Origin of the sequence: Nonomuraea africana (assembly GCF_014873535.1) — a bacterium.
Classification (GTDB): domain Bacteria; phylum Actinomycetota; class Actinomycetes; order Streptosporangiales; family Streptosporangiaceae; genus Nonomuraea; species Nonomuraea africana.
Genome location: NZ_JADBEF010000001.1, coordinates 6455287 through 6481724, shown reverse-complemented (window position 1 = coordinate 6481724; position 26438 = coordinate 6455287). Strand labels below are relative to the sequence as shown.

The window sequence follows — 26438 nt, the reverse complement described above, 5'->3', positions numbered from 1 at the left end:
ATGGGGCCGGGGAGCGAAAGGCTGGGCGTGGGTCTCGGCTGGCGTCCCGAGATCGACCTGACGGTCGAACGCCTTCCCGGCGTCGACTTCGTCGAGGTCATCGCGGAGAACATCAGGCCCGGACGGTTGCCCGAGTCGCTGAGGGTGTTGCGCTCCAGAGGCGTGCCGGTGATCCCGCACGGGGTCGGCCTGGGCCTGGGTGACGCCACCCCGCCCGACCCCGCGCGGCTGGCGCACCTGGCCGCCTGCGCGCAGGCGCTGGAGTCGCCGCTGGTCAGCGAGCACCTGGCGTTCGTCAGGGCGGGCGGCACCGAGGCGGGACACCTGCTGCCGGTTCCTCGCACCTGGGAGATGCTCGGGGTCGTCGCGGACAACATCAGGCGCGCCCAGGACGCGCTGCCCGTCCCGCTGGCGCTGGAGAACGTCGCGGCGATCTTCGGCTGGCCCGAGGACGAACTGACCGAGGCCCAGTTCCTCGGCGAGCTGGTCGAAATGACAGGGGTGCTGCTGCTCGTCGACGTCGCCAACCTCTACACCAACCAGGTCAACCTCGGCCTGTCCGCGGTCGGGGCGCTGGACGCGCTGCCGCTCGCCGCGCTGGCCTACGTGCACGTCGCGGGCGGCCATCTGCACGACGGGATCTGGCACGACACGCACCAGGAGAGCGTGCCCGAGCCGGTCCTCGAGCTGCTGTCGGAGCTGTGCGCCCGCGTCGAACCGCCGGGCGTCCTACTCGAGTGGGACGACGCCTACCCGAGCGACGCCGCGCTGGCGGAGGAGCTCGGCCGGATCCGCGCCGCCATGACCGCCGGCGACCGCCCATGAGTCCGCCCGAGCCACCCGCCCGCCTCGCGGAGGAGGCGGCCGAGCAGGTCAGGGCGCGGCTCGAGCGGGATCAGGCGCGGGTCCTGGCCGCGCTGGTGAGCGGGGCAGAGCCGCCGCCCGGCTTCGATCCCGTACGGCTGGCCGCGCAGGCGCGCAGCCTGCTCGCCAAGCGGCGCGGGATCGTGGCCAGGCTGCGTCCCGACGCCGCCGCCGCGGCGGGCGCCGACCTGGCCGCCGAGTTCGCCGCCTACGCCGCCGCCCGCACGACTCCGCCGCCCGGCTACCGCGCCGACGCCGACGACTTCGCCGCCTGGCTGCGGGCCAGGGGCCGCCTCACCGACCCGCCACCGCCGTCCCCGCCGGCCGCGTCGCGCCCCGCGTGGCGTCGCCTGTTCTCCCGCCCTCGCTGAACGGCTTGCCCTGCCAGCAGAGAGATCCTATGTTTGCGGCGTGATTGTCGACGCGCACCAGCACTTCTGGAACCTGGAGACCGGGTCCTACTCCTGGCCCACGCCCGACCTCCCGGCGATCTACCGGACGTTCGGCCCCGAGGACCTGGCCCCCGAGCTGGCCGCCGCGGGCGTGGACAGGACAGTGGTGGTCCAGGCCGACGACTCCTTCTGGGAGACCGACGCGATGCTGGCCCACGCCGACGCCCACGACTTCATCGCGGGCGTCGTCGGCTGGGTGCCGCTCGACCGCCCCGACGAGGCCGCGCGGGCCCTCGACCGCTACACCAGACATCCGAAGTTTGTCGGGGTCCGGCATCTCATCCACACCGAGCCCGATCCCGACTGGCTGGTCCAGGACAGCGTGCTCGAAGGGCTGGGCCTGCTCGCGGAGGCGGGCGTGCCGTTCGACGTGGTGTCGCTCCTGCCGAGGCACCTGGAGCACGTGGTCACGATCGCGGCGCGGCACCCCGCGCTCAAGGTGGTCATCGACCACCTGTCCAAGCCCAGGATCGCCGCCCACGAACTGGAGCCGTGGGCGAGCGGGCTACGGGCCGCCGCCGCGCTCCCCAACGTCCACGCCAAGGTGTCGGGCCTGGTCACCGAGGCCGACCACGAGCACTGGACGGTCGAGGACCTGCGTCCTTACGTGGAGCACGCGGTCGAGGTCTTCGGCCCCGACCGGCTGATGTTCGGCAGCGACTGGCCCGTGGCGCTGCTGGCCGCCGACTACCAGACCGTTTTCAGGGTGTACGGCGCGCTTCTTGGTGCTACGGACCGCAGCAAGGTGCTTGGCGGTAATGCAGCCCGTTTCTATGGGTTTAGCGAGATTTAGGGCGGATACGCTCTGTATATGGGGGGACTACGTTGCGTCGACGGTTCGTACCTGACCGTCACGCCCATCGCGTGCAGGGACAGCCTCGGCATGCCGTACGAGGTCACCCTGGCGCTCCATCGCGACGGCTCGCCGTACGGCGTCGTGGGTGAGCGGTGCGGGTGGTTCCTCGCGCGCCTGGCGCGCGGGGTCGGCGCGGCCCGCGCGGGACGGGGGAACGCGCGGCTCTGGCCGGACCCGGACGACAGGTTCCCCGGCGACGAGCCCGACGGCGAGCTGTTCGCCTTCCGCTATCGCACCAGGTCGGACATGGTGGGCGGCGGCGAGCTGCGCTGCCAGCTCAGGACCGTCCCCGTCTGGGTGCCCGGCCGGCACGGCAGGGGCGAGTGGCGGGTGACGAGGCGGGCGTACGTGGAGGCATGGGGACCGGCGGGGATCGGCATGCGCGCGGTTCTCACCTCTGGCGAGCTGGCGGCCTTCGTGGAGGCGCTGGTGGCGGAGGCGGAGGGGGCGCTGGAGCCCGGGGAGCTCGGCCGGAATCCCGTTGAGGGGGCGGGCAGCCTCAAAAGCCGGTGATAATTGCCTGTTAGGTCGTGAGACGACCACAAAGGCACAGCACCGCTGGGGAGGGACTCCGTGGGCCTGCGCGATCTGGTCTACCGGCTCTACGAGCGCCGCTTGGAGGCCAAGCTGTCAGCCGACAGCGACAACTTCCCCCGGCACGTCGGGGTCATCATCGACGGCAACCGCCGTTGGGCGCGCGCGATGGGCATGCGCGACGTCAGTAAGGGGCACCGCAAGGGCGCCGACAAGATTTCCGAGCTGCTCACGTGGTGCCGCGAGGCGGGCGTGGAGGTCGTCACCGTCTGGATGCTCTCCAGCGACAACCTCAACCGGCCGAAGGAGGAGCTCGAGCCGCTGCTGAAGATCATCGAGGATGTCACGCAGGAGCTCGTGGACGAGGGCTGGCGCATCAGCCCGGTCGGCGCGCTCGACCTTCTCCCGGACAGGACGGCGAATGTCCTGAAAAACGCAAAAGAAGTCACATCACACCGTCCAGGGCTGATTGTGAACGTTGCGGTTGGGTATGGAGGAAGACGTGAGATTGCCGATGCGGTGCGCTCACTCCTTCAGGAGCACGCCAGCAAGGGGGCGAGCATCGAGGACCTGGTCGAGGTTCTCGATGTGGAGCACATCGCGGAGCATCTCTACACTCGCGGCCAGCCCGATCCCGACCTGCTCATCAGGACCTCTGGCGAGCAACGGCTGTCAGGATTCATGCTCTGGCAGAGCGCCCACTCGGAGTTCTACTTCTGCGAGGCCTACTGGCCTGACTTCCGCAAGGTCGACTTCCTGCGGGCGCTGCGCGACTACGCCGCGAGACACCGGCGTTACGGTTCCTGAGACGAGTTCACGAACAGCGCGTGAACACACGCTTGGCCTCTTCGGGGGCGGGTATTCAGGACCTAACGTTGGAAGTGGCCGGTCACGGGCCGGTCACTCCGGAGAGGGCCCGCCTTTGCGCAATGATCTGCCGAGGGGGGCCGGACCCCGGCGCTCCTGGCGGGTGCGGGTCCGGTCCGAATTCCCGCCTCGTCTGCAGGGCGCCCACCCCACCGGGCGCCCGGGGGAGAACGTGTGGCAGTGTCCTCGAGCAACCACCCCACCACCAAGCGCACCTACGTGCTGGACACCTCGGTCCTGCTCGCCGACCCGGCGGCGATGACCCGCTTCGCCGAGCATGAGATCGTCCTTCCGATCGTCGTGATCACGGAGTTGGAGGCCAAGCGGCACCATCCCGAGCTCGGCTACTTCGCACGCAAGGCACTGCGCTACCTCGACGACCTGCGGGTGAAGCACGGCAGGCTCGACGGGCCGATGCCCACGGGAGAGGGCACGATCAGGGTCGAGCTGAACCACAGCGACCCGTCGATCCTTCCTGTCGGGTTCAGGCTGGGCGACAACGACACCCGCATCCTCACCGTGGCGCGCACGCTCGCCGCCGAGGGCAAGGACGTCGTGCTGGTGTCCAAGGACCTGCCCATGAGGGTCAAGGCGGCCTCGATCGGCCTGTCGGCGGAGGAGTACCGCGCCGAGCTGGTCGTCGAGTCCGGCTGGACCGGCATGTCAGAGATCCAGGTCACGACCGAGGACGTCGGCACGCTCTTCGAGCAGGGCAGCGCCGACCTGGAGGAGGCGCGCGAGCTGCCCGCCCACACGGGTCTGCGGCTGCTGTCGAGCAGGGGTTCGGCGCTCGGCAGGGTGCTGCCCGACAAGTCCGTACGGCTGGTCAGGGGCGACAGGGAGGCGTTCGGCCTGCACGGCCGCTCCGCCGAGCAGCGCATCGCCCTCGACCTCCTCATGGACCCCGAGGTGGGCATCGTGTCCCTCGGTGGCAGGGCGGGCACCGGAAAGTCCGCTCTGGCGCTCTGCGCGGGCCTGGAGGCCGTCCTGGAGCGCCGCCAGCACCGCAAGGTCGTGGTCTTCCGTCCGCTCTACGCGGTCGGCGGCCAAGAGCTCGGCTACCTGCCGGGCGGTGAGGGCGAGAAGATGGGCCCCTGGGCCCAGGCCGTCTACGACACCCTGGGCGCGGTCACCACGCCCGAGGTGATCGAGGAGGTCCTCGACAGGGGCATGCTGGAGGTCCTGCCGCTCACCCACATCAGAGGCCGCTCGCTGCACGACGCCTTCGTGATCGTGGACGAGGCGCAGTCGCTGGAGCGCGGGGTGCTGCTGACCGTTCTGAGCCGCATCGGGGCCAACTCCAGGGTGGTGCTCACCCACGACATCGCCCAGCGCGACAACCTCAGGGTCGGCAGGCACGACGGCGTGGTCGCGGTGGTCGAGAAGCTCAAGGGGCACCCGCTGTTCGCCCACATCACGCTGACCAGGTCCGAGCGCTCGCCGATCGCCGCGCTGGTGACCGAGATGCTGGAGGACATCACGCTCTAGCGGCCGCTAGGAGGGCGCGCCTGGGGGAGCCAGATCGTGGAACTCCCTGCAGGTGCGCCTGCCGCTGGTCGTGGAGGGCGCGACGGTCCTGATGACGTTGACTTGCACCTTCGAGATGTCCGGGCGCAGCCGCGCGGTGCAGACGATCTGGGCCAGCGCCACGCGGCTGAGCTCCCGCTCGCCCTGCAGGGTGACGTAGAGGACCAGGCTCCGGTTCTCGGCGGGGTCGAGGCGCCGTTCCTGGCTGCCCACGGGCTCCGCCTCGGCGTCCTGGTAGCGCATGCCGTACAGGTCGCTGTCCTGGCCCGACTCCGTCGGGTGGTTGGCGAGGTCCATGAGCGTGCGCATGAGGTCCTCGGAGGTCCTGCCCCCTACTCTGACGCGCTGCAGCTCCAGCCGGCCCTTCTTGATCAGGAAGACCTGCGAGAAGATCGGCTTGGTGCTGATCACGGGCGGGGAGCCGAGCGAGGTGACGGCGGTCGGGCTGATGCCGCAGCCGGCGAGCAGCGCCAGGCAGGCCAGCAGGAGTGGTGCCCGCCTCATGAGTGCGGCAGCCAGACCGTGAAGAGGGTGCCCGGCCGCTGCGGGCGCACCGAGATGGTGCCGCCGTGCAGCTGGGCGTTGGCCCGCGCGATGGACAGGCCGAGGCCGCTGCCCTGGCTGCGGACCCGTCCGGTGCCCACCTTGAAGAAGCGGTCGAAGACGTGCGGCAGCGCCTCGGGAGGGATGCCGTCGCCGTGGTCTCGCACCTTCACCTCCAGGCCGTTGGGCGTGCTGCGGGCGGTGATCAGGACGGGCTGGCCGCCGTGCTTGAGCGCGTTGCCGACCAGGTTGGCCACGATGACGTCGAACCTGCGCGGGTCGAGGTTGGCGACCAGGCCGGCCGGCGCCTGGACCCTGACGTCCTCGCTCCAGCCGCGGAGCTCCAGGCTGTCGCAGATGGCGTCGGCCACGTCGACGGACTCCAGCGCCAGCGTCGCGGTGCCGGCGTCGAACCTGCTCACCTCGATCAGGTGCTCCACCAGCTCGGTGAGCCTGCCCACCTCCGACAGCACCAGCCGTACGGCCTTGGCCGGCTGCTCGGGCAGCCGCTCGGCCTCCTCGGAGAGCATGTCGGCCACGGCGGTCATCGCGGTCAGCGGGGTGCGCAGCTCGTGCGAGACGTCGGCGACGAACCTGCGCGACATCGCCTCCAGCGCGCGCAGCTCCGACACGCTCAGCTCCAGGGCCGCCGCCGCGTCGTTGAAGTGCGCGGTCAGCTCCGCCAGCTCGTCCTTGCCGCGTACCGGGAGCCGGGTGTCGAGCCTGCCTTTTCCGAGCGCCTGCGCCGCGGCGCTGAGCCTGCCCACGGGCAGCAGCACGTGCCTGGCCGACACCAGGGCCACGGTCAGCGCGATGAGCAGCGTGATGCCGCCCGCCTGGGCGAAGGCCTCCCTGAGGTTGGCCAGCGTGCGCTCCTCCTCGCTCAGCGAGACGAACTCGAAGACCAGCAGCCCGGTCGGCTGCGGGACGTCGTCGGCGCCCGCCCGGTAGACCTGCGTGCCGAGGACGAGCCACAGCTGGCCGTCGATCATCCTGCGCTGGCTGGCCAGCTTGCTGCGGGCCTGTCCACGTAGCTCGCCCGTGACGTCGCCGCCGCTGAAGACGCCGTCGTCGTCGCGGTAGTACTGGTCCTGGTACTCCAGCAGGGTGTGGCGGTCGGGCCCGGCGAGCGCGTTGGCGAGGTTGCTCAGGTCCTCGCTGCTCGGCGGCACCTCGCCGGGGCGGGGGTCGCCGACGGCGAAGTCGATGCGCTCGAGGTCCTTGGTGAGGTCGTCGACCGCGTCGCGTGTCGTCCTCTCGATGAGCGCGCCCTTGGCGAGCTCGAAGCCGATGCCCGCGACCAGCGCGGAGGCGGCCACGGCGACGACGGTGAAGGTGATGACCAGCCGGCCGCGCAGGCCGGTGAGAAAAGCGATCACGGGGGGCTGAACCGGTAGCCGAAGCCGCGCACGGTGTGGATGAACATCGGCTCGGCGGGCCTGGGTTCGATCTTGGCACGCACCCGCTGGACGCAGGCGTCGACGAGGCGGGAGTCGGCCACGTGGGTGTGGTCCCAGACCACGCGCAGCAGGTAGCGCCGGTTGAGCACCTGTCCGGGGTGGCGGACCAGTTCGAGCAGGAGGCGCAGCTCGGTGGGGGTGAGGTGGATCTCCTTGCCGGCCAGGCTCACCTTGAGCGCGCCCCTGTCGATGACCAGGTCGCCGAAGGTGATGCGGTCGGAGGTGGCCGACTCGGCCCTGCGCAGGATCGCCCTGATGCGCGCGTCGAGCACCCTGGGCTCGACCGGCTTGACGACGTAGTCGTCGGCTCCCGCCTCCAGCCCGACGACCACGTCGAGGTCGTCGCCCCTCGCGGTGAGGAGGATGACGGGAAGCTGGTCGAGCCTGCGGATGCGCCTGCAGACCTCGACCCCGTCGATGCCCGGCAGCATGACGTCGAGGATGGCGATCTCCGGCCGTCGCGACCTGACGTGGTCTAGAGCCTCCTCGCCGGTCGCGTAGGAGGTGACGGAGTGACCCTGGCGGGTCAGAGCCAGCTCGAGCGCCGTCCGCACGGAGGGGTCATCTTCGACCAGGAGGATTCCTGCCACGCGCACATTATTCTTCCAACCTGGGAAAATCCGTTCGGTGTCATGAAACTGTGACATCTCGCGCACAAGACCACAAAGATCCTCCGGCAGCCTGAGGGAGGTCCTCCCTTCGGGGCGGGGGCACGAAGGGTGGACCAATACCCCGATGTGATGAAAATCACATGATCTGAAAACGCCTGGTTGGTCAAGGGAACCCCAACCCAATGCCACGTTTCGGTTGCCAACCACCCCCTCTGACAGGGCAAGCTCATAGGTCGTGAGCCAAGGTCCGCAGTTGAGTGAGCGTCCAGCGCCCGAGGTGCCCCGTGGCCGGCGCCGGCCGGCCCGTTCCTCCGCGCTGACCCCGAAGCGCATTCTGATCGCTGGCCTCACCGTGGTGGTCGTCTTCGGCGGCGGTGGCTTCGTGGCCTACACGGCCTACCAGAACGCCACGGCCCCGCCCAAGCCCGGTCTCACGATGGGGGAGATGAGCGGCCTGTTCGGCAGCGGCGATCCCTTCGCCGAAGACCCGAGCGCCGACGTCCTCAAGGCCGCGGCCGTCGACGCCATGCGCAAGGACCAGCTCGCCGACAGCCGCAAGAACAAGCCGAAGCTCAACCCCATCAAGGTCGTCGCCCAGGGCCCGGGCGGCGACGGCATCCCGGCCGCCAACTTCCCCCCTGGCAGCACCCCCTCGCCCGGCAGCAACAAGGCCCTGGCCAAGGGCATGCTCGCGGGCTTCGGCTTCGGCGACGACCAGTGGGGCTGCCTGGAGAAACTCTGGCACAAGGAGAGCGGCTGGAACGAGCGGGCCATGAACCGCTACTCGGGCGCCTACGGCATCCCACAGTCGCTGCCCGGCAGCAAGATGGCCAGCGCGGGCGCCGACTGGCAGACCAATGCGGCGACCCAGATCAAGTGGGGATTGGGTTATATCAAGGGCCGCTATGGCACGCCCTGTGGTGCCTGGAGCCATTCCATGGCAAGGGGCTGGTACTGACACCCTCTGTGATGGGCAAGTCCGCTCGCCGTTGAGCGGATGACGGCTCACGCTTGGCCGTGTGAAGGTCAGTGTGATCGTGAATGTTCACAATCCAGGCGAGACCGCCGACGCATGCATCCGTTCCGTCCTGGAGCAGACGCTGCCACCGGACGACTATGAAGTGATCTTCGTGGACGACGGCTCCACGGACGGGATCGCCGAACGGCTCGACACGATCGCCGCCGTCCGGCGCAACGTGCGGGTCCTGCACCTGCCCCACACCCGCTCGGCGGTGCGCGGCCGCAACGTGGGCGTCGCCAGCGCCAGAGGCGACTACGTCTACCTGCTCGACCAGTGCGACAGGCTGACGCGCGGCGCACTGGAGATGATGTACGAGCGGGCCGTCGAGTGCGACGCCGACGTGCTGATCGGCAGGCTCGTGCGCGACGGCGGCCCGCCGATGGCGGCCTTCGAGGCCAACCGGGCGCGTGCCGACGTGCTGCGGGACAAGCTGCTCACCCTGCTCACCCCGCACAAGCTGTTCCGGCGGGCCTTCCTCGAGGAACACCGGCTGGGCTTCGCCGTACCCGGGGGGAAGGTGGCCGAGCAGGCGTTCTCGCTGCGCGCCTACCTCGCCGCCAAGGTGGTCACGGTGCTGGCCGGCGAGGTCTGCTGCCACCTCGGCGAGCAGGACGAACAGCCGGACGACCCGCCCTCGGTGGTGATCACCGAACTCCACGCGCTGCTCGACCTCATCGACGCGAGCACCGAGGAGGGCAGCCAGCGCGACCGGATGTACGCCCACTGGTTCCGCACCACCGTGCTGCGCCCGTTCGTGGGCGCGAGGTTCGCCAACTCCTCGGTGGACAGAGGGGCGTTCTTCACCACCTTCAGGAGGCTGGTCCTGGAGCGCTTCCCCGAGCGGCTCGACCGCCACCTGCCCGTGCATCTGCGGGCCGTGGCCGTCCTGCTCCGGGCGGGCCGCCTGGACCAGCTCGTCAGCTTCGCCAACGACTGGGGCAGGGGCGGCCTCAGGGCCGATCTCGTCGACCTGTGCTGGATGGGCGCCGCGCTGGACTTCGGCCTGGAGGTGGAGATCTACACGCACGCGGGCGAGCCCGCCCGCTTCCGCGAGGAGGGCGACCGCCTCTACTGGCGCCCGCCCGGCTCGGTCGACGCCACCCTGCTGCCCGAGGACGTCACCGACGTCACCGAAGAGGTCGAGCGCGCCCGCATCGAGGTCTACGTCAGGCAGCAGGAGACCGGAGACATCTACTTCGTCCCGGTGGCCGGCGAGATCGTGCGGATCAACGAGCGCGGCAGGGTGCGCGTCCAGGTGCACGGCAGGGCGCGCATCGACGTCGGCACCGCCGCGGTCGGCGACTCACTGCCCTCCGGGCACTGGGAGGTCCACGTCAGGATGTACGGCGGAGCGCACCGTGCCTCCGCCAGGGCCAGGTCGGAGGGTCCGCTGACCTGCCTCGGCGTGCTGGCCGAACGGCCGAGGAGGCGCCTGGTCGTGCCGTACTGGAGCGACAAGGGAGAGCTCGGGCTGTGCGTCGAGCCCAAGACGTTCGCCGAGTCGATCGCCCTGGTCTCACCCTCCGCGACCGTCACCAAGCGCGACGGCCACTGCTACGTGGTGGTGCCGGTGCCGTACGTGCCGCCGAGCGGGGGCCCCGCCATGGAGCTGGTGCTGCGCGACCCCACGCGCTGGGGCCGCGAGGTGAGCGCGCCGGCACTGATCGAGCCGGGCCTGCCGGGGAAGACGCCGGGTCAGCTGGTCGCCAAGGTGCCCGTCAAGCGGATCATGCCGGGCAAGGAGCACCTGGGACCCGGCGCGTGGCTGACGTCGCTGCGCCTCGAGGACAAGGAGACGGGGCTGCGTTTCGCTCTCGAGATGCGCCGCGGCAGGATCGAGGTCAGGCCGGCCGCCGCGGTCGACCCCGAACGCAACCCGCTGGGCCGCGACACGGCGCTGCGCAGGCTGGCCCGGCGCGTGCCAGGAGCACGGCACGCCGTACGGCTGGCACGGGCGAGCACGCACCGCTACCTGCGCGCCTGAAGGTGCGCCACCAGCAGCCGGCGGAACTCCTCCGGGTGTTCGAGATGCGGGCTGTGGCCGCACTCCGCCAGCACGGCCTCGCGGTAGTCGCCGTAGCGCTCCAGCGCGGCCCTGGTCTGGGTGACCATGGGCTGGGCCGGCGTGCCCGGCGAGCCGGGCACGATGCCGAGCAGGCCGAGCTGGGCCAGGTCGAACGGCGAGGCGTCGGAGACGATCACGTCGTCGGCGCCCCTGATCCACAGGATCGGCGGCCTGGGCTCGACGGTGTGCAGGTCGTCGATGCGGAAGTGGGTCGGGGCCAGGGCGTTGAGCACGCCGCGCGTGCCGGGGCGCACACCTGGCCAGGCCGCGGAGGTGACGGCGTCACCGGGGTAGTTGTCGTCGCCGACCCTGGTGGTCAGCATCGAGGCGACGTAGAAGTCCTCGTCGGCGACCGGTTTGGCGACGTAGGAGGTGCGGAAGACGCTGCGCGGCGAGGTGGGCGACTCCGCCGACGTGTCGCCCTTGGCGAGCCTGGCCACGAAGTCGGTGTTGGCGGCGCCCGCGCCGGCTCCGGTGCCGTCGGCGTGGGTGAGGACGCCGTCGGCGCCCTCGGTGCCGCTGTAGCCGTACGGTGAGACCGGGTTGACCAGCGTGAGCGAGCGGACCAGAGCCGGGTGGTCGCGCAGCACCTGCATCACGACGCCGCCGCCCATGCTCCAGCCGACCAGGTGGACGGGGCCGAGCTCCATGGCCGCCACGAGCTCGACCAGGTCGTCGGAGAAGTCGCGCAGGCCGCGGGTGGCGTCCACGGGGGCGGGGTCGCTCTCGCCGAATCCGCGCAGGTCGGCCGCGAGCGGGCGGTAGTCGTCCGGCATGGCGGCGAGCGTGTCGCGCCAGAAGGCGGCGGAGGAGACGTTGCCGTGGACGAACAACACGGGCTCGCCCTCGGCGCGCGGCCCCTCCAGCACGTTCTGCGTGAGCCGCGACGTGGTCACCTTCATGCGTTGACCTTCTCCGCGAGGTCGCGGCCCTGGGTCTCGCGGGCGGCGTAGACCGCCACCAGGGTGAGCACGGCGGCGATGGCCAGGTAGCCGGCGATCGGGACCCACGAGCCGAACTCCTGCAGCAGCCTGACGGCGATGACCGGGGCGAGCGCGCCCGCCACGATGGCCGAGAGCTGGGCGCCGATCGAGACGCCCGTGTAGCGCATCCTCGTGCCGAACAGCTCGGAGAAGAATGCGGCCTGCGGGCCGTACATCATGCCGTGGAAGAGCAGGCCGACGGTGACGGCCAGGGTGATCGCCAGGAAGCCGCCGGTGTTGATCAGCGGGAAGAAGGCGAAGATCCACACGCCGATCCCCGCGGCGCCCGCGAGATAGACGGGGCGGCGGCCGAGGCGGTCGGAGAGCGCGCCCCAGAGCGGGATCGTCAGGAAGTGGATCGCGGAGCCGATCAGGACCGCGTTCAGGACGGTCCCCCGGTCCAGCTTGACGACGGTCGTGCCGTAGGTGATGACGAAGACGGTGATCAGGTAGAAGGAGATGTTCTCGGCCAGGCGGGCGCCGATCGCGACCAGGACGTCGCGCCAGTGGTGCCTGAGCACACCCACGATCGGCGTCTTGTCCTCCAGCGGGGGAGCCTGCTGGAAGACGGGCGACTCGCTGATGGAGAGCCTGATCCACAGGCCGACCATCACCAGCACGCCCGACAGCAGGAACGGCACACGCCAGCCCCACGACAGGAAGGCCTCGTCGGACTGGAAGGCGGCCAGCAGCGCCAGCACGCCCGTGGCCAGCAGGTTCCCGCCGGGCGCGCCGGCCTGCGGCCACGAGGCCCAGAACCCGCGCCTGCCGGCGTCGCCGTGCTCGGAGACGATCAGGACGGCGCCGCCCCACTCGCCGCCCAGCGCGAAGCCCTGCACCAGGCGGAGCGCGGTCAGCAGCAGCGGTGCCGCGCCGCCGATGGCCGCGTGGGTGGGCAGGCAGCCGATGAGGAAGGTCGCGACGCCCATCAGCAGCAGGCTGATGACCAGCAGCGTCTTGCGGCCGAGGCGGTCGCCGAAGTGGCCGAAGACCAGGCCGCCGAGGGGGCGGGCGACGAAGCCGACGGCGTAGGTGAGGAACGCGAGGAGCGTGCCGGTCAGCGGGTCGGAGTCGGGGAAGAACAGGACGTTGAAGACGAGGGCCGCCGCCGAGCCGTACAGGAAGAAGTCGTACCACTCGATGGTGGTGCCGATCAGGCTCGCGGCCACGATCTTTTTGATGCTCATAGGTTCGCCTTTTCTGGGGGGTTTCGCCCACGGTAAAGAGTGACCGGCGTCACTTATATGGGCGTCGGCCCCACAGTCCCCGCCGCGGATATGTGGCGCAGGCGCAGGGCGAGCTGGATCTCCAGGGCGCGCTCGGGCTCCTGCCAGCCGTCGCCGAGCAGCCTGGCGACCCTGTCGAGGCGCTGGGTGACGGTGTTGACGTGGATGTGCATGGCCTCGGCGGTGCGCGAGGGGGAGCCGCCCGAGGCGAAGTAGGCGGCGAGCGTGCCGAGCAGGGCGGTGCCCCTGCGCTCGTCGTAGTCGATGACGGGGCCGAGCGTGGCCGAGACGAAGGCGCGGACGTCGCGTCCCTCGCCGATCAGCAGGCCGACGAAGCCCAGCTCGGCGGCGCCGGCGCCGTCGCCGGCCCGGCCGAGCGCGATCAGCGACTCGGCGCAGCGCAGCGCCTCCCTGTGGGCCCTGGGGACGTGCGTGGGCTCGGTGATCGGGCCGGCCGCGCCGGCCGTCGCGGGGGAGCCGAGAGAGGCGGTCAGCTCGGTGGCCACGCGCTGGGCGGTGCCGCCGGGGTCGGTGCCGGGAAGCAGGAGCACCACCTCCTGGCCGCGCGCGGCCGCCAGCCCTCTGGCGACCGCCGCCTGCGACGAGGCCCAGAACGCGGCGCGCTCGCGCTGGCCGTCGTGCCTGGCCACGACCAGCAGGTGCGGGGCGGACAGGTCGACGCCGAGCCTGCGGGCGCGGTCGGTGAGGCCGCGCGGGTCCTCGGCGGCACGGGAGATGAGGTCGTCGAGCAGCTCGCCGCGCACCCTGCCCTCCGCCTCCGCGACGCTCCTGCGGAACAGCAGCAGCAGCGCGCAGACCAGCGCGGCCCGCTCCAGGATGCGCTCGTCGGCGTCGTCGCTCCGCAGGACCAGCGTGCACAGCGGCGCGCTCTGGCTGATCATGAGGTCGCCCCTCCTGACCGTGCGGCCGGGCACCGCCTGGTCGAGGACGCCGTCCTCCACCTCGCCGACCAGCGGCCGTCCCGTCTCGTCGAGGACGGCGAGCGTGCCGCCGAGCACCTCGGTGACCACGGCCGCCACGTCCTCGATGCCGCCGCCGCGCAGCACCAGCCCCGTCATCCTGTCGTGGGCCAGCGCGGCCCGCTCCACCGCGTCGCTGTGCTCCCTGGCGATCCGGTGCGCGTGGGAGAGCTCGTCGAGGGCGTTGCGCGTCTCCTGCAGCAGCCTGGCGTTGTCGATCGCGACTGCCGCGTGCGCGGCGAGGCTCGCCAGCAGCGAGACCTCCTCCTGGGCGAACGGCCTGGCGCTGCGGTTGGCGGCCATGAGCACGCCGATCACCCTGCGTCCCAGCCGCAGTGGCACACCGAGGATGGCGACCAGGCCCTCCTCCTTGACCGCGTGGTCGATCTCGGCGGTGTGCCTGAAGCGGGCGTCGGCGAAGTAGTCGGCGGTGGAGTACGGCGTCGCCGTCTGCGCCACCAGGCCGCCGAGCCCCGCGCCCATCGCCAGCCTGAGCGCACGGAAGTCGGCCGAGATCGAGCCGTCGGTCACCCGCATGAAGGTGTCGCCCCTGTCGGGGTCGTGCAGCGTCATGTAGGCGGTGTCGGTGCCGAGCAGCTGCCTGGCCCTGTGCACGATGGCCTCGAGCACGGCGTCGAGGTCGCGCAGGCCCGCCAGGTCGCCCGCGGTGTCGTAGAGCGCGCTCAGCTCGGCCTCGCGTCTGGCCCTGCGCCGCAGCAGCGCGCGGACCTTGAGTGCCCGCAGCTTGGCCTCTTCGAGTTCCTCGATGACCTGGTGGCTGGCGCCCTCGGCCCTGGCCTTGAGTATCGGGCCCTCGAACTCGACCGCCGACGCCTCTCTGGCCAGCAGGTCGAGGAAGGCTAGCGAGCCGTCCATCCACCGTCCACGGGAAGGGAGACGCCGGTGACGAAGGAGCCGTGCGGGCCGCACAGGTAGGCGACCAGCTCGGCGACCTCCGCCGGCTCGATCAGCCGCTTCACCGCGGCGGGCTGGAGCATCACCTGCTCGACGACCTCGCTCTCGGGTATGCCGTGGGAGACGGCTTGGGCCGCGATCTGCCTCTCGACCAGCTCGGTGCGGACGTAGCCGGGATTGACGCAGGTCGAGGTCACGCCCTTGGCCGCGCCTTCGAGCGCGATCACCTTCGACAGCCCCTCGAGGCCGTGCTTGGCCGCGACGTAGGCCGCCTTGTACGGCGAGGCCCGCAGCCCGTGGACGGAGGAGACATTGACCACGCGGCCCCAGCCTCTGGCGTACATGCCCGGCAGCACGTGCCTGGCCAGCAGGAAGGGGGCCTCCAGCATGACCTTGAGCATGGTGGCGAAGATCTCGGGAGGGAACTCCTCGATCGGCGCGACGTGCTGGAATCCGGCGTTGTTCACGAGGATGTCGACGGGTTCGCGGGGAAGCTCGCCGAGGAAGCCGTCGAGCGAGAGATCGGCGGTGACCGCGACCCCTCCGATCTCCTTCGCCACCCGCTCGGCCGCCGCGCCGGACCTGTCGACGACCAGCACCCTGGCCCCCGCCGCGGCCAGCCTGACGGCGCACGCCCTGCCGATCCCGCTTCCCGCCCCCGTCACCAGGGCGGTGCGCCCGGTCAGCTCCTCCGTCATGTCTCGGACCCTAGCCGCTTCTCCTCCCACGGCACATGGAGCCCGGCCACATACCTCTCCGGGCTCATGTGTGCCTCAGGACATCTTGATGAGGCCGCCCGCGAACGCCTTCTGGCTCAGCGCGCCGAGCTTGACCACCGAGCTCGGGTAGACGCTGCCGCAGCTGGTGTCCTGGGCGACCAGATCGGGCCTGATCACCGCGGAGTCGATGACGCCCTGGCCGTACCCCATGAGGAAGGAGCGCAGCTCGACGGGGGTGGGATCGACGCCTTCCTCCTCGATCGACCGGTCGATCTCGGCGACCTCCTTGGCGATGGCGTCGGACAGCGCGCGGTCCTGGGCCGCCTGGGCCAGGATGTCGCGGCCGAAGCGGGCGTAGATGTGCTCGAGGGGCGTGGCGGCCAGGTGCCGGGTCAGGTCCTTGGCCCTGGCGTTGCGCATGGCCTGGAACAGGCGAAGCATCAGGATCCTCATCTGGTACGTGACGCCGGGGGCCTGCCTCGGGGCGGCGGGGTGGCGTCACACCTCCTCTCGAAACTCCATGGGATGTCTTCGACTCGCGAAACCTCATGGAGCCGAGGGCGGGCCGCGCTGCGCCGACCTCTGCCGTCCTTCGTCCGGGATGCCCACACCGTCTCCTTCGGGACCCCACCACCTGAGCGTGGCCTGCCGCACCGGCGCACCAGCCGATCCACGGCCCAGGGATACCCCGTCTGCCGGCGGTGCCGACGTGTTCCACCGAAACGCAATGCGGTTGTTGCTCGCCGCGGGAACCTTTCGCACGCTATCGGTCACCCTTTCGCCAGGCGGGATCGGCGGTTGCCGACGCCTTGCTCTGACGACCACTTTGCGGAATCGGACGACTACGTTGGCGAATCGTTACCGAACTCGCCCGACCGATCCCGGCGGGACGGCGGCCGGGACCGGTCGGGCGGGTGGATCGGCTACTGCGAAGGGCGGGTCATGGACAGGACGTCGAGGGCCGCGTCCAGCTCGATCTCGGTGAGGGTGCCGTTGGCGACGTGGCCGCGCTCGATGACCACCTGGCGGATCGTCTTGCGCTCGGCCAGCGCCTGCTTGGCGATCTTCGCGGCCTCCTCGTAACCGACGTGGCGGTTCAGCGGCGTGACGATCGACGGGGACGACTCGGCGTACTCCCTCAGCCGCTCGGTGTTGGCCGTGATCCCCGCGACGCAGCGGTCGGCGAGCAGGCGGGAGACGTTCGCCAGCAGGCGGATCGACTCCAGGATGTTCCTGGCGATGACGGGGAGCATGACGTTCAGCTCGAAGGTGCCCGAGGCCCCGGCGAAGGTGATCGCGGCGTCGTTGCCGATGACCTGGGCCGCGACCATGGCCGTGGCCTCGGGGATCACCGGGTTGACCTTGCCCGGCATGATCGACGAGCCGGGCTGGAGGTCGGGCAGGTTGATCTCGCCGAGCCCCGCCCTGGGACCCGAGCCCATCCAGCGCAGGTCGTTTGCGATCTTGTTGAGCGAGACGGCGACGACCTTGAGCTGCCCGGACAGCTCGACGATCGCGTCCTGGGCGCTCTGCGCCTCGAAGTGGTCCTCGGCCTCGACGAACCTGATGCCCGTCGCCTCGCTGAGCTTCTCGATGGCCTTCGCGGCGAAGCCCGGAGGCGTGTTGATGCCGGTGCCCACGGCGGTACCGCCCAGCGGGAGCTCGACGACGTGGCGCAGGGCCGAGTTGACCCGGCTGACACCGTGCTCGATCTGCGAGGCGTAGCCGCCGAACTCCTGGCCGAGCGTCACGGGGGTGGCGTCCATGAGATGGGTCCTGCCCGACTTCACGGTCTGCGCGAACTCCGTCGACTTGGCCCTCAGCGCGATGGCCAGGTGCTGGAGCGAGGGCACCAGATGGAAGACGACCTCGGTGGCCGCAGCCACGTGGATGGAGGTGGGGAAGACGTCGTTGGACGACTGCGAGGCGTTGACGTGGTCGTTCGGGTGCACGGGACGGCCGAGCCGCTCCTGGGCCAGCGTGGCGATGACCTCGTTGACGTTCATGTTCGAGGAGGTGCCCGAGCCGGTCTGGAACACGTCGATGGGGAAGTGCTCGTCGTACTCGTTCTCCGCCACGTCGGCGGCGGCCTGGGCGATGGCCTCGGCGACGTCCTTGTCGAGCACGCCGAGCTCGGTGTTCACCTCGGCCGCGACCGCCTTGATCAGGCCGAGGGCGGCGATGTGGGAGGGCTCCAGGCGGCGTCCCGAGATGGGAAAGTTCTCCACGGCCCGCTGGGTCTGGGCGCGCCACCGGGCGTCCACGGGGACGCGCACCTCACCCATGGAGTCGTGCTCGATCCGAAACTCACTCATATCCCCAAGTCTGTGCGATCCGGATCGAGCGCGGCGTGCCGGGGTCAGCCTGAGACGGCGGAGATGACCAGGATGGCGATCACGGCGAGAGCCACGATGGCGACGCCGATGAGGATGAGGACTCCCGCGCGGTTGCCCTCCTTCTCCTGGGCGGGCTGCCCCGCGATCGCGAACAGGTCGGTGCCCAGCCCGGGCTGCCGGTCGGGGTGGTCGCTCCCGTGGCCGCCCGCCGGAGCAGCAGGTACGGCGGGGCCGCCGGGACCGCCGGGCGCGCGGTGCACCACGGTGTCGCCGGGGGCGCCGTTGAACGGGGGCGCCGGAGGACCGGCGTAGCCGGGACGCCCGGGCGGCCCGCCCTGGCCGGGATGAGGGGCGTGCTGCGGCGGCGGCCCCGCCGGCGGACCGGCCTGACCCATGGGGCCCGGTGGCCGCCCAGGTGCTCCGGGGTGGTGGCCGGGTCCGCCTGGAAGCTGGTGGGGTCCGCCCGGTCGGGGACCGGCCTGCGCCGGTCCTGCGAAGGCTCCTGGGCCGCCGGGGCCGGCGGGGGCGCCGAACGCGCCCGCGCCACCCTGAGCGGCGGGGCCGGAGAAGGCCCCCGCCCCTGCGTTGGGGCCGGGCTGCCCAGGCCCTGGCGGCACTCCGGGCCGGCCGGGACCCTGCGCGGCGCCTGCCGTACTGGGGTCGGGAGAGGCGGGCGGCGGGTAGACGGGCTTGCCCGGCAGTCCCGTGGGAGGAACGGACAGTCGAGAGGTGACGATGGCGCTCTGGTCGTCCTGCTCGGCGGGCTTGGGGCGCTGCACAGTCATCGTCCTGTCGGGGTCGAAGTCCTCCATGACCTTGGGGATGTCGCTGGTGGGCGTGTCGGCCACCATCCGCAACATGGTCTCGGTCGTGGCCGCGGTCAGCCGCTGGCGGTGGTCCTTGTGGAGCATGCCCTCCAGCACGGGACGGAGCGGCCCGGCCTGCGTGGGGGCGTCGGCGTTCTCGGTCATCAGCGCGGCGAGGGTCTCGGCCACGGTCGCGCGCTCGTAGGCCGGCCGTCCCTCCACCGCGAAGTACAGCGTCGCGCCGAGCGACCAGATGTCGGACTCGGGCCCCGTGTACTCCCCGCGGGCCCGCTCGGGCGCGGTGTAGCCGGGTGAGCCGATCACCATGCCGGTCTTGGTGAGCCTGGTGTCGCCCTCCGCCTTGGCGATGCCGAAGTCGGTCAGGACGACCCTGCCACTCTCGGTGATGAGCACGTTGCCCGGCTTGACGTCGCGGTGCGTGACGCCCTGCGCGTGGGCGGCGCGCAGCGCGCCCAGCAGGTCGACGCCGATCTCCGCCACCAGCCGGGGCGGCAGCGGGCCCTCCTCCTCGATGACCTGTTCCAGGGAGCGGGCCTCGACGAGCTCCATGATGATCCACGGACTGTTGTCCTGGATGAGCACGTCGTGGATCGAGGCCACGGAGGGATGGTTGATCCGCGCGGCGGTGCGGCCCTCTCGGACCATGCGCTCGCGCAGTTCGGCGCGCTGCTCCTCGGTGAGCCCGGGATCCTGGCGGATCTCTTTGATCGCGACCTCGCGACCGAGGGCGCGGTCGTGGGCCCGCCAGACGGTCCCCATGGTCCCCCGGCCGATCGGTGAGATCAGCTCATAGCGCTCCGCGAGCAGGCGCTTCTGCTGTTCCGGCATGAGAAGAAGATATCTATTCTCGCTTGGAGAACGCTTTACCCACGCTTGCGAAGTTCGCGGGGCCAAAAGCGTCGTGGAAGGAACAACTTTATCACTTTGGCGACAAAACGGGCATAACCGGATGGCGCGGGTCGCTGCTCCATGACCTTCCTGTGCACTCCCTCGCCTGGCTTGCGGTGCTGCGCGCGCGGCATGGGAACGACGGGGGTCGGCGCGGTCGTCTCGGCCCGGTGCAGGCCGCGATGGGTGGGCCTGCGGGCCGGCCCCGGGCGTACGATCCTGGCCCTGGTGGTCAGCGGCTCCTCCGCCGAACCGCCGGCCGCGACCCTGGCCAGCATCAGCGAGGCGCGCACCGAGTCGAGGCGGGTGGCGGGGTCGATGCGCAGCAGCGCGTCGAGCACGGGGGCCAGCGGGCCCGCCTTGTGCATGGGGATCGGCTCGCCGCTGGTGAGCGCGGCCAGCGCCGCGGCCGCGGTGCGCCTGCCGTGCAGGCCCCTGCCCTCGACGGCGGTGTAGAGGGTCGCGCCGAGCGACCACAGGTCTCCGGCGGGGCTGGCCTTGGCGCCGAGCACCCGCTCGGGCGCGATGTAGCCGGCCGAGCCGAGCACGATGCCGGCCTGCGTGATGGAGGCGTCGCCCTCCATGGCGGCCAGGCCGAAGTCGGTGAGGACCGCGCGATCGTCGGTGACCAGCACGTTGCTGGGCTTGACGTCGCGGTGGAGGATGCCCTTGGCGTGGACGGCGCGCAGCGCGCCCAGCACCTGCCTGCCGATCTCGGCGGCCCTGCGCGGCGGCAGCGGGCCCTCGTCCTGGATGAGCTGCTCCAGCGACCTCGCCTGGAGCAGTTCCATCACGATCCACGGCCGCTCGTCCTCGGTGACGACGTCGAAGACGGTGATCACCGAGGGGTGCGCGACCATCGCCGTGGCCCTGCCCTCGCGCTCGGTGCGGGCGCACAGCTCGGCCCGCAGCTCCTCGTCGAGGACGGTCGGCAACCGTACTTCCTTGACCGCGACGTGACGGTCCAGCAACTCGTCGTGCGCTCGCCAAACGGTGCCCATGCCGCCGCGGCCGACCGGCTCCATGAGCCGATAGCGCGCGGCAAGGAGGTAACCGGACGGCGCACGCATGGCAGGCAGCTTACCTATTTGCAGAAACCGACCAGTAGAGGCGGGGCCGATAAATAGTTGCGAACTTCAGTCAACCGGCCTGACTCGTCGCGTCAGCAAACCGCCTGGCCACATCGTCCCAGTTCACGGTGCCCCAAAGCTTCTCCACGTAGTCCGGGCGGACGTTGCGGTAGTGCAGGTAGTACGCGTGCTCCCAGGCGTCGAACACCGGGAGCGGCGTGGTGTTCATGCCGACGTTGCCGTGGTGGTCGTAGACCTGCTCCACCACCAGGCGCCCGCCGAGGGGCTCGTAGGCCGGCACGCCCCAGCCGGAGCCCTGCACGCCGCTGGTGGCGGCGCGCGGGTTCTGCTGGGAGCCCGTACGGCAAGCCCACTCGAGCCCACCGGGGTCACCGCTGACCGTCCGTCCTTCACGCATGCTCCAGCAGGACTCCGGCGGGCCGCCGCCACGCGCCGCGTCAGCCGCTTGCAAGCCATCCGTAAGGGTCCCGGAGCATCATGAAAACGTGAACCTGAGTGCCACAAAATGCGTCGAAACTGTCAGTGCCGGTCGTCATGATGAAGGTAGGAAGGTTCACCGGAAACAAGAGCGTCGCCAGCCTCGTTGGGGAGAGAAAGAGATCCGCCGGAGTGATCGGGCGGGGTCCCAGCAGGAGGGCGAAGATCGAGCCGGACCTCCGGACACCGTCAGGGCGACGTTGCCCTACCAACAGAACAAACCAGGAGAATCATCTGAGAGGTGCATGATGTGCAGTCACCGACCCGTTTGCCCCGCCGCTGACGCAGCGGACCGTGAGGCCTCGCATGTAATCGCGTCCCACCCCGACCAGGGCTGGAGCCTGCTGTGCAACGGCGTGGTCCTGTTCGAGGACACCGGCCTGCTGCTGCCCGACGGCTCCGTCGTCGCCCCGCACAGGGGTCTGGTCGCGGCCTGAACCACCCGCACGACCCGCAGCAAGCCCCGAGCCACCGCTGGATCCTCCCGAGCCACGATCGGCCGGCAGGAACTCCAGCGGCGAAGACAGCAGCAGCACCGACGCGAGCCGAGCCGCCAGTCCCGCAGGACCATCCTGCTGGCGGGGGCTGAGCGACCGGCAGGGCCCGATCCACCTGGATCCCGCCCTCGCGTCGCCGCCGGACCGGGATCTGACGCCACGGTCGCCCGAGACCGGCCACGCCTCGCTGATCGGCCCCCTGAGAACCCCCCAGAACCTCGCCGCCAGGCCGTCCCCCGGGATCCGACACTCCCGAGTGCGGACAGCCCCGACGACGGCACACGCCCCACAGGCGCACTCATAGGCCTGGGCCACCGGCCTGTCTGGGCCACCCCCAGGGCAGCCCCATGGAGACGGGCGAGCTGATCCAGGGCAGCTCCGTGGAGACGGCTGAGCTGATTCAAGGGCGGCCCCGTGCAGACGATCCAGGGCAGCCCCGTGTGGCTCGGAGCTTCGATCCCGAGTCGGCCCTGGTAATCCTGGGACCCGACCCCCCGACCGGGCTCCAGGCTGCTGAGCCTTCGGGAGCGGCCACCCACCTGCGGGCCGATCGATCGTGAGTGCCCCGCCGGTCCGGCCGTTCGGTCGGCGGAACGGCCGGGCGGTCAGTGGGTCAGCCGGAAGTCAGCGGCGGCCGATGGACAGGACCGGGCCCGTCTTGTCGATGAAGAAGTCGTCGCCCTTGTCGTCGACCACGATGAAGGCGGGGAAGTCCTCGACCTCGATCTTCCACACCGCCTCCATCCCCAGCTCCGGATACTCCAGGACCTCCACCTTCTTGATGCAGTCCTGCGCCAGGCGCGCCGCGGGCCCGCCGATCGAGCCGAGGTAGAACCCGCCGTACTGCTTGCACGCCTCAGTGACCTGCTTGGACCTGTTGCCCTTGGCGAGCATGACCATCGACCCGCCCTCGGCCTGGAAGCGCTCGACGTAGGAGTCCATGCGTCCCGCCGTGGTCGGCCCGAACGAGCCCGACGCGTACCCCGAGGGCGTCTTGGCCGGTCCCGCGTAGTAGACCGCGTGGTCCTTCAGGTAGGCGGGCATCTCGCCGCCGTTGTCGAGCAGCTCGGCGATCTTCGCGTGGGCGATGTCGCGGGCGACGACAAGCGGGCCGGTGAGCGAGAGCCGCGTCTTGACCGGGTACTTCGTCAGTTCGGCGAGGATGTCGGCCATCGGGCGGTTGAGGTCGATCTTCACCACGTCGTCGGACAGGTGCTCGTCCGTCGTCTCGGGCAGGAAGCGCGCTGGGTCGGTCTCCAGCTTCTCCAGGAAAACGCCCTCGGGCGTGATCTTGGCGAGCGCCTGCCTGTCGGCCGAGCAGGAGACCGCGATCGCCACGGGGCAGGAGGCGCCGTGCCTGGGCAGGCGGATGACGCGCACGTCGTGGCAGAAGTACTTGCCGCCGAACTGTGCCCCGATGCCGAGCTTCTGGGTCAGCTCGAAGACCTTCTGCTCCAGCTCGAGGTCGCGGAAGCCGTGCCCGGACGGCGAGCCCTCGGTCGGGATCGAGTCGAGGTAGCGGGCCGAGGCGTACTTGGCGGTCTTCAGCGCGTACTCGGCGCTGGTGCCGCCGATCACCACCGCCAGGTGGTACGGCGGGCACGCCGCGGTGCCCAGGGAGCGGATCTTCTCCTCGAGGAAGGCCAGCATGCGCTTCTCGTTGAGCACCGCCTTGGTCTCCTGATAGAGGAACGATTTGTTGGCCGACCCGCCGCCCTTGGCCATGAACAGCAGCTTGTACTCGTCGGGGTGCCCGTGGGGGTCCTCGGCGTACAGCTCGATCTGGGCGGGCAGGTTGTTGCCCGTGTTCTTCTCCTCCCACATGGTGAGCGGAGCCATCTGGGAGTAGCGCAGGTTGAGCCTGGTGTAGGCGTCGTAGACGCCGCGCGAGATGTGCTCGGCGTCGGCGCCGTCGGTCAGCACGTGGCGGCCGCGCTTGCCCATGACGATCGCGGTGCCGGTGTCCTGGCACATGGGCAGCACGCCACCGGCCGAGATCGAGGCGTTCTTGAGCAGGTCGAGCGCCACGAACCTGTCGTTGCCGCTCGACTCGGGGTCATCGACGATCTTCCTGAGCTGCGCCAGGTGGGAGGCGCGCAGAAAGTGCGAGATGTCGTGCACGGCCGTCTCGGTGAGCAGCCGCAACGCCTCCGGGTCGACCTCCAGGAAGCTGCGTCCCGCAGCTTCGACCTTCCGCACCCCCTCGCTGGTGATCAGCCGATACTCGGTGTCGTCGGCGCCAAGCGGAAGCAGGTCGGTGTAGTCGAACTCGGGCATGTCCCCTCGATCCTTTCGGTCCTCCTAGAGCGTAAGGCGTGCCGCGCCCCCGCAGGACCCCGCCCTGAGAAGCACGCCTTCAAGAAGCACCCCCTTCACGAAGCGCGTCTTCAGGAGCGGCCGGGGACCGGAGCCGGAACGGCGACCGCGGCGCCGCGGTTCGCGGTGAGGCCGACCACGATGCCGAGGATGACCAGTCCCGCGCCGAGCAGGTCGGGCGCGGACGGCACCGCGATGCCCAGCACCAGCCCCGTGACGATGGCGCCGACCGGGATCAGTCCTGCGAACAGGCCGGCCGTTCCGGCGCCGAGCTTGGGCAGCGAGGTGTACCAGAGGAAGAAGGCGATGGTCGTCACGACCACGGTCAGATAGGCGAAGCCGAGGCCCTCGGCGAGGGTGGGCACGCGCAGCATGGCCGAGCCCTCCATGAACAGGCCGACGGCGGCCAGCATGGGGACGGCCAGCGCCGTCGAGTAGGCCGACACCCGCATCGCGCCCAGCTTGGGCAGCAGCGGGATCGCCAGCAGGGAGAAGCTCACCTCGCCGACGAGCGCGCCCAGCGACCACAGCAGCCCCGGCAGGTTGCCGCTGCCGAGCCCCGTGGCCAGCACCGCACCGGCTACCACGATGCCCGCGCCGATCACCACCCGGGGTGCGGGCCGCCCGCTGACCAGGGCCAGCACGAGGGGGACCGTACCGAGGATGGTGCCGGGCAGCGCGGGGCCCGACGCGCGGGTCGCCTCGATCACGCACACGTTGAAGACGACCAGGCCGAGAACCGAGAGCGCGACCAGGAGCAGCGTCTCGCGGGCGGTCAGCCTGACGAACCGCTGGCCCGCCATCCACGCGGCCGCCAGCAGGATGACCGCCGCGGCGAGGTAGCGGACGGCCTGCCCGCCGTAGACCGGATAGTCCTGGATCACGCCCGACACCCCCGCGAGCGTGCCGACAAGGAACATGGCGGAGGCCGCCCCGATGACACCGTTTCTCATGTACGGCATGCTAGGAAAACAATGGTTCGCCCAAACAGTCCAATGATGCGGCAAAAGTGAGGTCCAATTGGCTGATCTCCACATCCCGATCGACAGGGACAGGGGCGCCATCGCGGGGCAGGTGGCGACCGAGCTGAGGGAGGCCATCAGGCAGGGCAGGCTGGAGGCGGGAACCCGCCTGCCGGCCAGCCGCGAGCTGGCCAAGGATCTCAGCGTCTCCAGGGGCGTGGTCGTCGAAGCCTACGAGCAGCTGGTCGCCGAGGGCTTCCTCATCGCCAGGGTCGGCGCCGGCACGGTGGTCGCCGCGACCGCCCGCAGGGAGCCGGCGCGGCCGCTGGAGCGCGCGCCCTACTACGGTCACCGTCCCACCTCGCCCGACCTGGGCGGCTTCCCCCGCGAGCGCTGGCTGGCCGCGGTCAGGCACGTGCTGACCACGGTGCCGAGCGACGCCTTCGACTACGGCGATCCAGGGGGCGTCCCCGAGCTGCGCGAGGAATTGGCGAGCTATCTCAAGCGCGTGCGCGCCGCCGACGTCAGCGCCGACAACCTGGTGATCGTCGGCGGCGTGGCCCAGGGGCTCAGCCTGATCCTGCACGTGCTGCGGAGCCCGAAGCTCGCGGTCGAGGACCCCACAAGTCACCGCCAGGTCCCGCTGCTCCGGCGCACCGGCGCCGAGCTGGTGCCGATCCCCGTGGACGAGGAGGGGCTACGGGTGGAGCGCCTGCGCGGGGTCGGCGCCGTGCTCCTCACGCCCGCCCACCAGTACCCCACGGGTGTGGTGCTGTCGCCCGCGCGCAGGGCCGCGCTGATGGAGTGGGGCGGCGTGGTGCTCGAGGACGACTACGACGCCGAGTTCAGGTTCGACCGCGACCCCGTCGGCTGCCTGCAGGGTCTCGCGCCCGACAGGGTGATCCTGTCGGGCAGCGTCAGCAAGTCGCTGGCCCCCGGGCTCCGGCTGGGCTGGATCGCCGCCCCTCCCGACCTGGCCGAGGCCGTACGGCAGGCGCGCGGTGAGCTCGACCTCGGCTCGCCGGTCATCGAGCAGTACGCGCTGGCCCACCTCCTGCGCACCGGCGGCTACGACCGCAACCTGCGCAGGATGCGCAGGGAGTACAGGAAGCGCCGCGACGCCCTGGTCAGAGCGCTGGCCGAGCACCTGCCCGAGTTGGTCGTCCGCGGGATCGAGGCGGGCCTGCACGTCTACCTCGACCTGCCGGAGGGGTGGGACGAGGCCGAGGTGGTCGCCGCGGCCCAGGCCGAGGGGCTGTCGGCCGAGCCGGTCGGCCCGATGCGCTTCTCCGAGGGGCCGCCCGCGATGGTGATGGGATTCGCCCGTCTGCCCGCCCATCACGCCGATGACGTGATCAGACGCATGAAGGTCAGTATGTCTGGACAAAGAAAGGGATAGAAGGTTAGAAAGGGATCCCCAA

At 70.8% G+C, this 26438-nt stretch carries 24 protein-coding genes; 10 read left to right on the top strand and 14 right to left on the bottom strand.

Annotation, left to right across the window (positions count from 1 at the left end; translation table 11 throughout):
* The 6 genes from H4W81_RS30655 to H4W81_RS30630 all read left to right on the top strand — a co-directional run bounded on the left by H4W81_RS30655 (position 1) and on the right by H4W81_RS30630 (position 5061).
* A complete protein-coding gene (locus H4W81_RS30655) occupies positions 1-825 on the top strand; it encodes an MbnB/TglH/ChrH family RiPP precursor modification enzyme (RefSeq protein WP_192778000.1) in 825 nt (274 codons plus the stop codon).
* Positions 822-1235 (top strand): SCO6045 C-terminal-like domain-containing protein, encoded by a 414-nt coding sequence (locus tag H4W81_RS30650; protein ID WP_225958864.1) that lies wholly within the window; start codon positions 822-824, stop codon positions 1233-1235. The genes H4W81_RS30655 and H4W81_RS30650 overlap by 4 nt, the downstream gene beginning before the upstream one ends.
* Before the next feature lie 40 nt (positions 1236-1275).
* Positions 1276-2109, top strand: coding sequence for an amidohydrolase family protein (locus H4W81_RS30645; protein ID WP_192777999.1), 834 nt, complete (start codon positions 1276-1278; stop codon positions 2107-2109).
* An 18-nt stretch (positions 2110-2127) separates the two neighbouring features.
* Positions 2128-2685, top strand: coding sequence for a hypothetical protein (locus H4W81_RS30640; protein ID WP_192777998.1), 558 nt, complete (start codon positions 2128-2130; stop codon positions 2683-2685).
* Between the two features lie 60 nt (positions 2686-2745).
* Complete coding sequence (locus H4W81_RS30635) at positions 2746-3513, top strand: isoprenyl transferase (protein WP_192777997.1); 768 nt, start codon at positions 2746-2748, stop codon at positions 3511-3513.
* 234 nt (positions 3514-3747) lie between these two features.
* Positions 3748-5061, top strand: a complete 1314-nt coding sequence (locus tag H4W81_RS30630) for a PhoH family protein (RefSeq protein WP_318782047.1) — start codon at positions 3748-3750, stop codon at positions 5059-5061.
* A 6-nt stretch (positions 5062-5067) separates the two neighbouring features.
* On the opposite strand, the gene H4W81_RS30625 is transcribed toward H4W81_RS30630, so the two are convergent.
* From H4W81_RS30625 to H4W81_RS30615, 3 genes are read right to left on the bottom strand one after another with little or no spacing between them, the layout of a single operon-like run.
* On the bottom strand, positions 5068-5604 hold the full coding sequence (locus H4W81_RS30625) for a hypothetical protein (protein ID WP_192777996.1): 537 nt from the start codon (positions 5602-5604) through the stop codon (positions 5068-5070).
* Positions 5601-7022, bottom strand: a complete 1422-nt coding sequence (locus tag H4W81_RS30620) for an ATP-binding protein (RefSeq protein ID WP_192777995.1) — start codon at positions 7020-7022, stop codon at positions 5601-5603. The genes H4W81_RS30625 and H4W81_RS30620 overlap by 4 nt, the downstream gene beginning before the upstream one ends.
* Positions 7019-7693: a response regulator gene (locus tag H4W81_RS30615; protein ID WP_192777994.1), complete on the bottom strand. Its 675-nt coding sequence runs from the start codon at positions 7691-7693 to the stop codon at positions 7019-7021. Before H4W81_RS30615 ends, H4W81_RS30620 begins: the two co-directional genes overlap by 4 nt.
* A gap of 274 nt (positions 7694-7967) precedes the next feature.
* Between H4W81_RS30615 and H4W81_RS30610 the strand changes: the two genes are divergently transcribed.
* Positions 7968-8672 carry an aggregation-promoting factor C-terminal-like domain-containing protein gene (locus H4W81_RS30610; protein ID WP_225958862.1) on the top strand — a complete coding sequence of 235 codons (705 nt, stop codon included), beginning with the start codon at positions 7968-7970 and terminating at the stop codon, positions 8670-8672.
* A gap of 61 nt (positions 8673-8733) precedes the next feature.
* Positions 8734-10719 (top strand): glycosyltransferase family 2 protein, encoded by a 1986-nt coding sequence (locus tag H4W81_RS30605; RefSeq protein WP_192777993.1) that lies wholly within the window; start codon positions 8734-8736, stop codon positions 10717-10719.
* Here H4W81_RS30605 and H4W81_RS30600 read toward each other — a convergent pair.
* The 9 genes from H4W81_RS30600 to H4W81_RS30560 form a co-directional block, all read right to left on the bottom strand.
* Positions 10704-11702 carry an alpha/beta fold hydrolase gene (locus H4W81_RS30600; RefSeq protein ID WP_192777992.1) on the bottom strand — a complete coding sequence of 333 codons (999 nt, stop codon included), beginning with the start codon at positions 11700-11702 and terminating at the stop codon, positions 10704-10706. The two genes, H4W81_RS30605 and H4W81_RS30600, sit on opposite strands and share 16 nt — an antisense overlap.
* On the bottom strand, positions 11699-12970 hold the full coding sequence (locus H4W81_RS30595) for an MFS transporter (RefSeq protein WP_192777991.1): 1272 nt from the start codon (positions 12968-12970) through the stop codon (positions 11699-11701). The genes H4W81_RS30600 and H4W81_RS30595 overlap by 4 nt, the downstream gene beginning before the upstream one ends.
* A gap of 53 nt (positions 12971-13023) precedes the next feature.
* On the bottom strand, positions 13024-14865 hold the full coding sequence (locus tag H4W81_RS30590) for a helix-turn-helix domain-containing protein (protein ID WP_192777990.1): 1842 nt from the start codon (positions 14863-14865) through the stop codon (positions 13024-13026).
* Positions 14850-15602: a 3-hydroxybutyrate dehydrogenase gene (locus H4W81_RS30585; RefSeq protein WP_192777989.1), complete on the bottom strand. Its 753-nt coding sequence runs from the start codon at positions 15600-15602 to the stop codon at positions 14850-14852. The genes H4W81_RS30590 and H4W81_RS30585 overlap by 16 nt, the downstream gene beginning before the upstream one ends.
* A gap of 75 nt (positions 15603-15677) precedes the next feature.
* Positions 15678-16064, bottom strand: a complete 387-nt coding sequence (locus H4W81_RS30580; protein WP_192777988.1) for a hypothetical protein — start codon at positions 16062-16064, stop codon at positions 15678-15680.
* A gap of 482 nt (positions 16065-16546) precedes the next feature.
* On the bottom strand, positions 16547-17938 hold the full coding sequence (locus H4W81_RS30575; RefSeq protein WP_192777987.1) for a class II fumarate hydratase: 1392 nt from the start codon (positions 17936-17938) through the stop codon (positions 16547-16549).
* A gap of 44 nt (positions 17939-17982) precedes the next feature.
* The gene (locus H4W81_RS30570) at positions 17983-19614 is read right to left on the bottom strand and encodes a serine/threonine-protein kinase (protein ID WP_192777986.1); all 1632 of its coding nucleotides are present in this window, start codon (positions 19612-19614) and stop codon (positions 17983-17985) included.
* Between the two features lie 35 nt (positions 19615-19649).
* Positions 19650-20744: a serine/threonine-protein kinase gene (locus tag H4W81_RS30565; protein WP_192777985.1), complete on the bottom strand. Its 1095-nt coding sequence runs from the start codon at positions 20742-20744 to the stop codon at positions 19650-19652.
* Positions 20745-20814: 70 nt separating this feature from the next.
* A complete protein-coding gene (locus H4W81_RS30560) occupies positions 20815-21162 on the bottom strand; it encodes a Fe-Mn family superoxide dismutase (protein WP_318782045.1) in 348 nt (115 codons plus the stop codon).
* A 328-nt stretch (positions 21163-21490) separates the two neighbouring features.
* On the opposite strand from H4W81_RS30560, the gene H4W81_RS30555 reads away from it, so the two are divergent.
* Complete coding sequence (locus H4W81_RS30555) at positions 21491-21679, top strand: DUF5999 family protein (protein ID WP_192781134.1); 189 nt, start codon at positions 21491-21493, stop codon at positions 21677-21679.
* Positions 21680-22363: 684 nt separating this feature from the next.
* On the opposite strand, the gene H4W81_RS30550 is transcribed toward H4W81_RS30555, so the two are convergent.
* The gene (locus H4W81_RS30550; RefSeq protein WP_192777984.1) at positions 22364-24016 is read right to left on the bottom strand and encodes a fumarate hydratase; all 1653 of its coding nucleotides are present in this window, start codon (positions 24014-24016) and stop codon (positions 22364-22366) included.
* A gap of 110 nt (positions 24017-24126) precedes the next feature.
* Positions 24127-25008: a DMT family transporter gene (locus H4W81_RS30545; RefSeq protein ID WP_192777983.1), complete on the bottom strand. Its 882-nt coding sequence runs from the start codon at positions 25006-25008 to the stop codon at positions 24127-24129.
* A gap of 67 nt (positions 25009-25075) precedes the next feature.
* On the opposite strand from H4W81_RS30545, the gene pdxR reads away from it, so the two are divergent.
* Positions 25076-26416, top strand: coding sequence for a MocR-like pyridoxine biosynthesis transcription factor PdxR (gene pdxR, locus H4W81_RS30540; RefSeq protein WP_192777982.1), 1341 nt, complete (start codon positions 25076-25078; stop codon positions 26414-26416).
* The last annotated feature ends 22 nt before the right edge of the window (positions 26417-26438 follow it).

What these genes read in the sequence shown, in the direction of transcription:
- H4W81_RS30655 (WP_192778000.1), top strand. Translation starts at nt 1, where the DNA reads ATGGGGCCGGGGAGCGAAAGGCTGGGCGTGGGTCTCGGCTGGCGTCCC.
- H4W81_RS30650 (WP_225958864.1), top strand. Translation starts at nt 822, where the DNA reads ATGAGTCCGCCCGAGCCACCCGCCCGCCTCGCGGAGGAGGCGGCCGAG.
- H4W81_RS30640 (WP_192777998.1), top strand. Translation starts at nt 2,128, where the DNA reads ATGGGGGGACTACGTTGCGTCGACGGTTCGTACCTGACCGTCACGCCC.
- H4W81_RS30625 (WP_192777996.1), bottom strand. Translation starts at nt 5,604, where the DNA reads ATGAGGCGGGCACCACTCCTGCTGGCCTGCCTGGCGCTGCTCGCCGGC.
- H4W81_RS30600 (WP_192777992.1), bottom strand. Translation starts at nt 11,702, where the DNA reads ATGAAGGTGACCACGTCGCGGCTCACGCAGAACGTGCTGGAGGGGCCG.
- H4W81_RS30595 (WP_192777991.1), bottom strand. Translation starts at nt 12,970, where the DNA reads ATGAGCATCAAAAAGATCGTGGCCGCGAGCCTGATCGGCACCACCATC.
- H4W81_RS30590 (WP_192777990.1), bottom strand. Translation starts at nt 14,865, where the DNA reads ATGGACGGCTCGCTAGCCTTCCTCGACCTGCTGGCCAGAGAGGCGTCG.
- H4W81_RS30585 (WP_192777989.1), bottom strand. Translation starts at nt 15,602, where the DNA reads ATGACGGAGGAGCTGACCGGGCGCACCGCCCTGGTGACGGGGGCGGGA.
- H4W81_RS30580 (WP_192777988.1), bottom strand. Translation starts at nt 16,064, where the DNA reads ATGCTTCGCCTGTTCCAGGCCATGCGCAACGCCAGGGCCAAGGACCTG.
- H4W81_RS30575 (WP_192777987.1), bottom strand. Translation starts at nt 17,938, where the DNA reads ATGAGTGAGTTTCGGATCGAGCACGACTCCATGGGTGAGGTGCGCGTC.
- H4W81_RS30570 (WP_192777986.1), bottom strand. Translation starts at nt 19,614, where the DNA reads ATGCCGGAACAGCAGAAGCGCCTGCTCGCGGAGCGCTATGAGCTGATC.
- H4W81_RS30565 (WP_192777985.1), bottom strand. Translation starts at nt 20,744, where the DNA reads ATGCGTGCGCCGTCCGGTTACCTCCTTGCCGCGCGCTATCGGCTCATG.
- H4W81_RS30560 (WP_318782045.1), bottom strand. Translation starts at nt 21,162, where the DNA reads ATGCGTGAAGGACGGACGGTCAGCGGTGACCCCGGTGGGCTCGAGTGG.
- H4W81_RS30555 (WP_192781134.1), top strand. Translation starts at nt 21,491, where the DNA reads ATGTGCAGTCACCGACCCGTTTGCCCCGCCGCTGACGCAGCGGACCGT.
- H4W81_RS30550 (WP_192777984.1), bottom strand. Translation starts at nt 24,016, where the DNA reads ATGCCCGAGTTCGACTACACCGACCTGCTTCCGCTTGGCGCCGACGAC.
- H4W81_RS30545 (WP_192777983.1), bottom strand. Translation starts at nt 25,008, where the DNA reads ATGAGAAACGGTGTCATCGGGGCGGCCTCCGCCATGTTCCTTGTCGGC.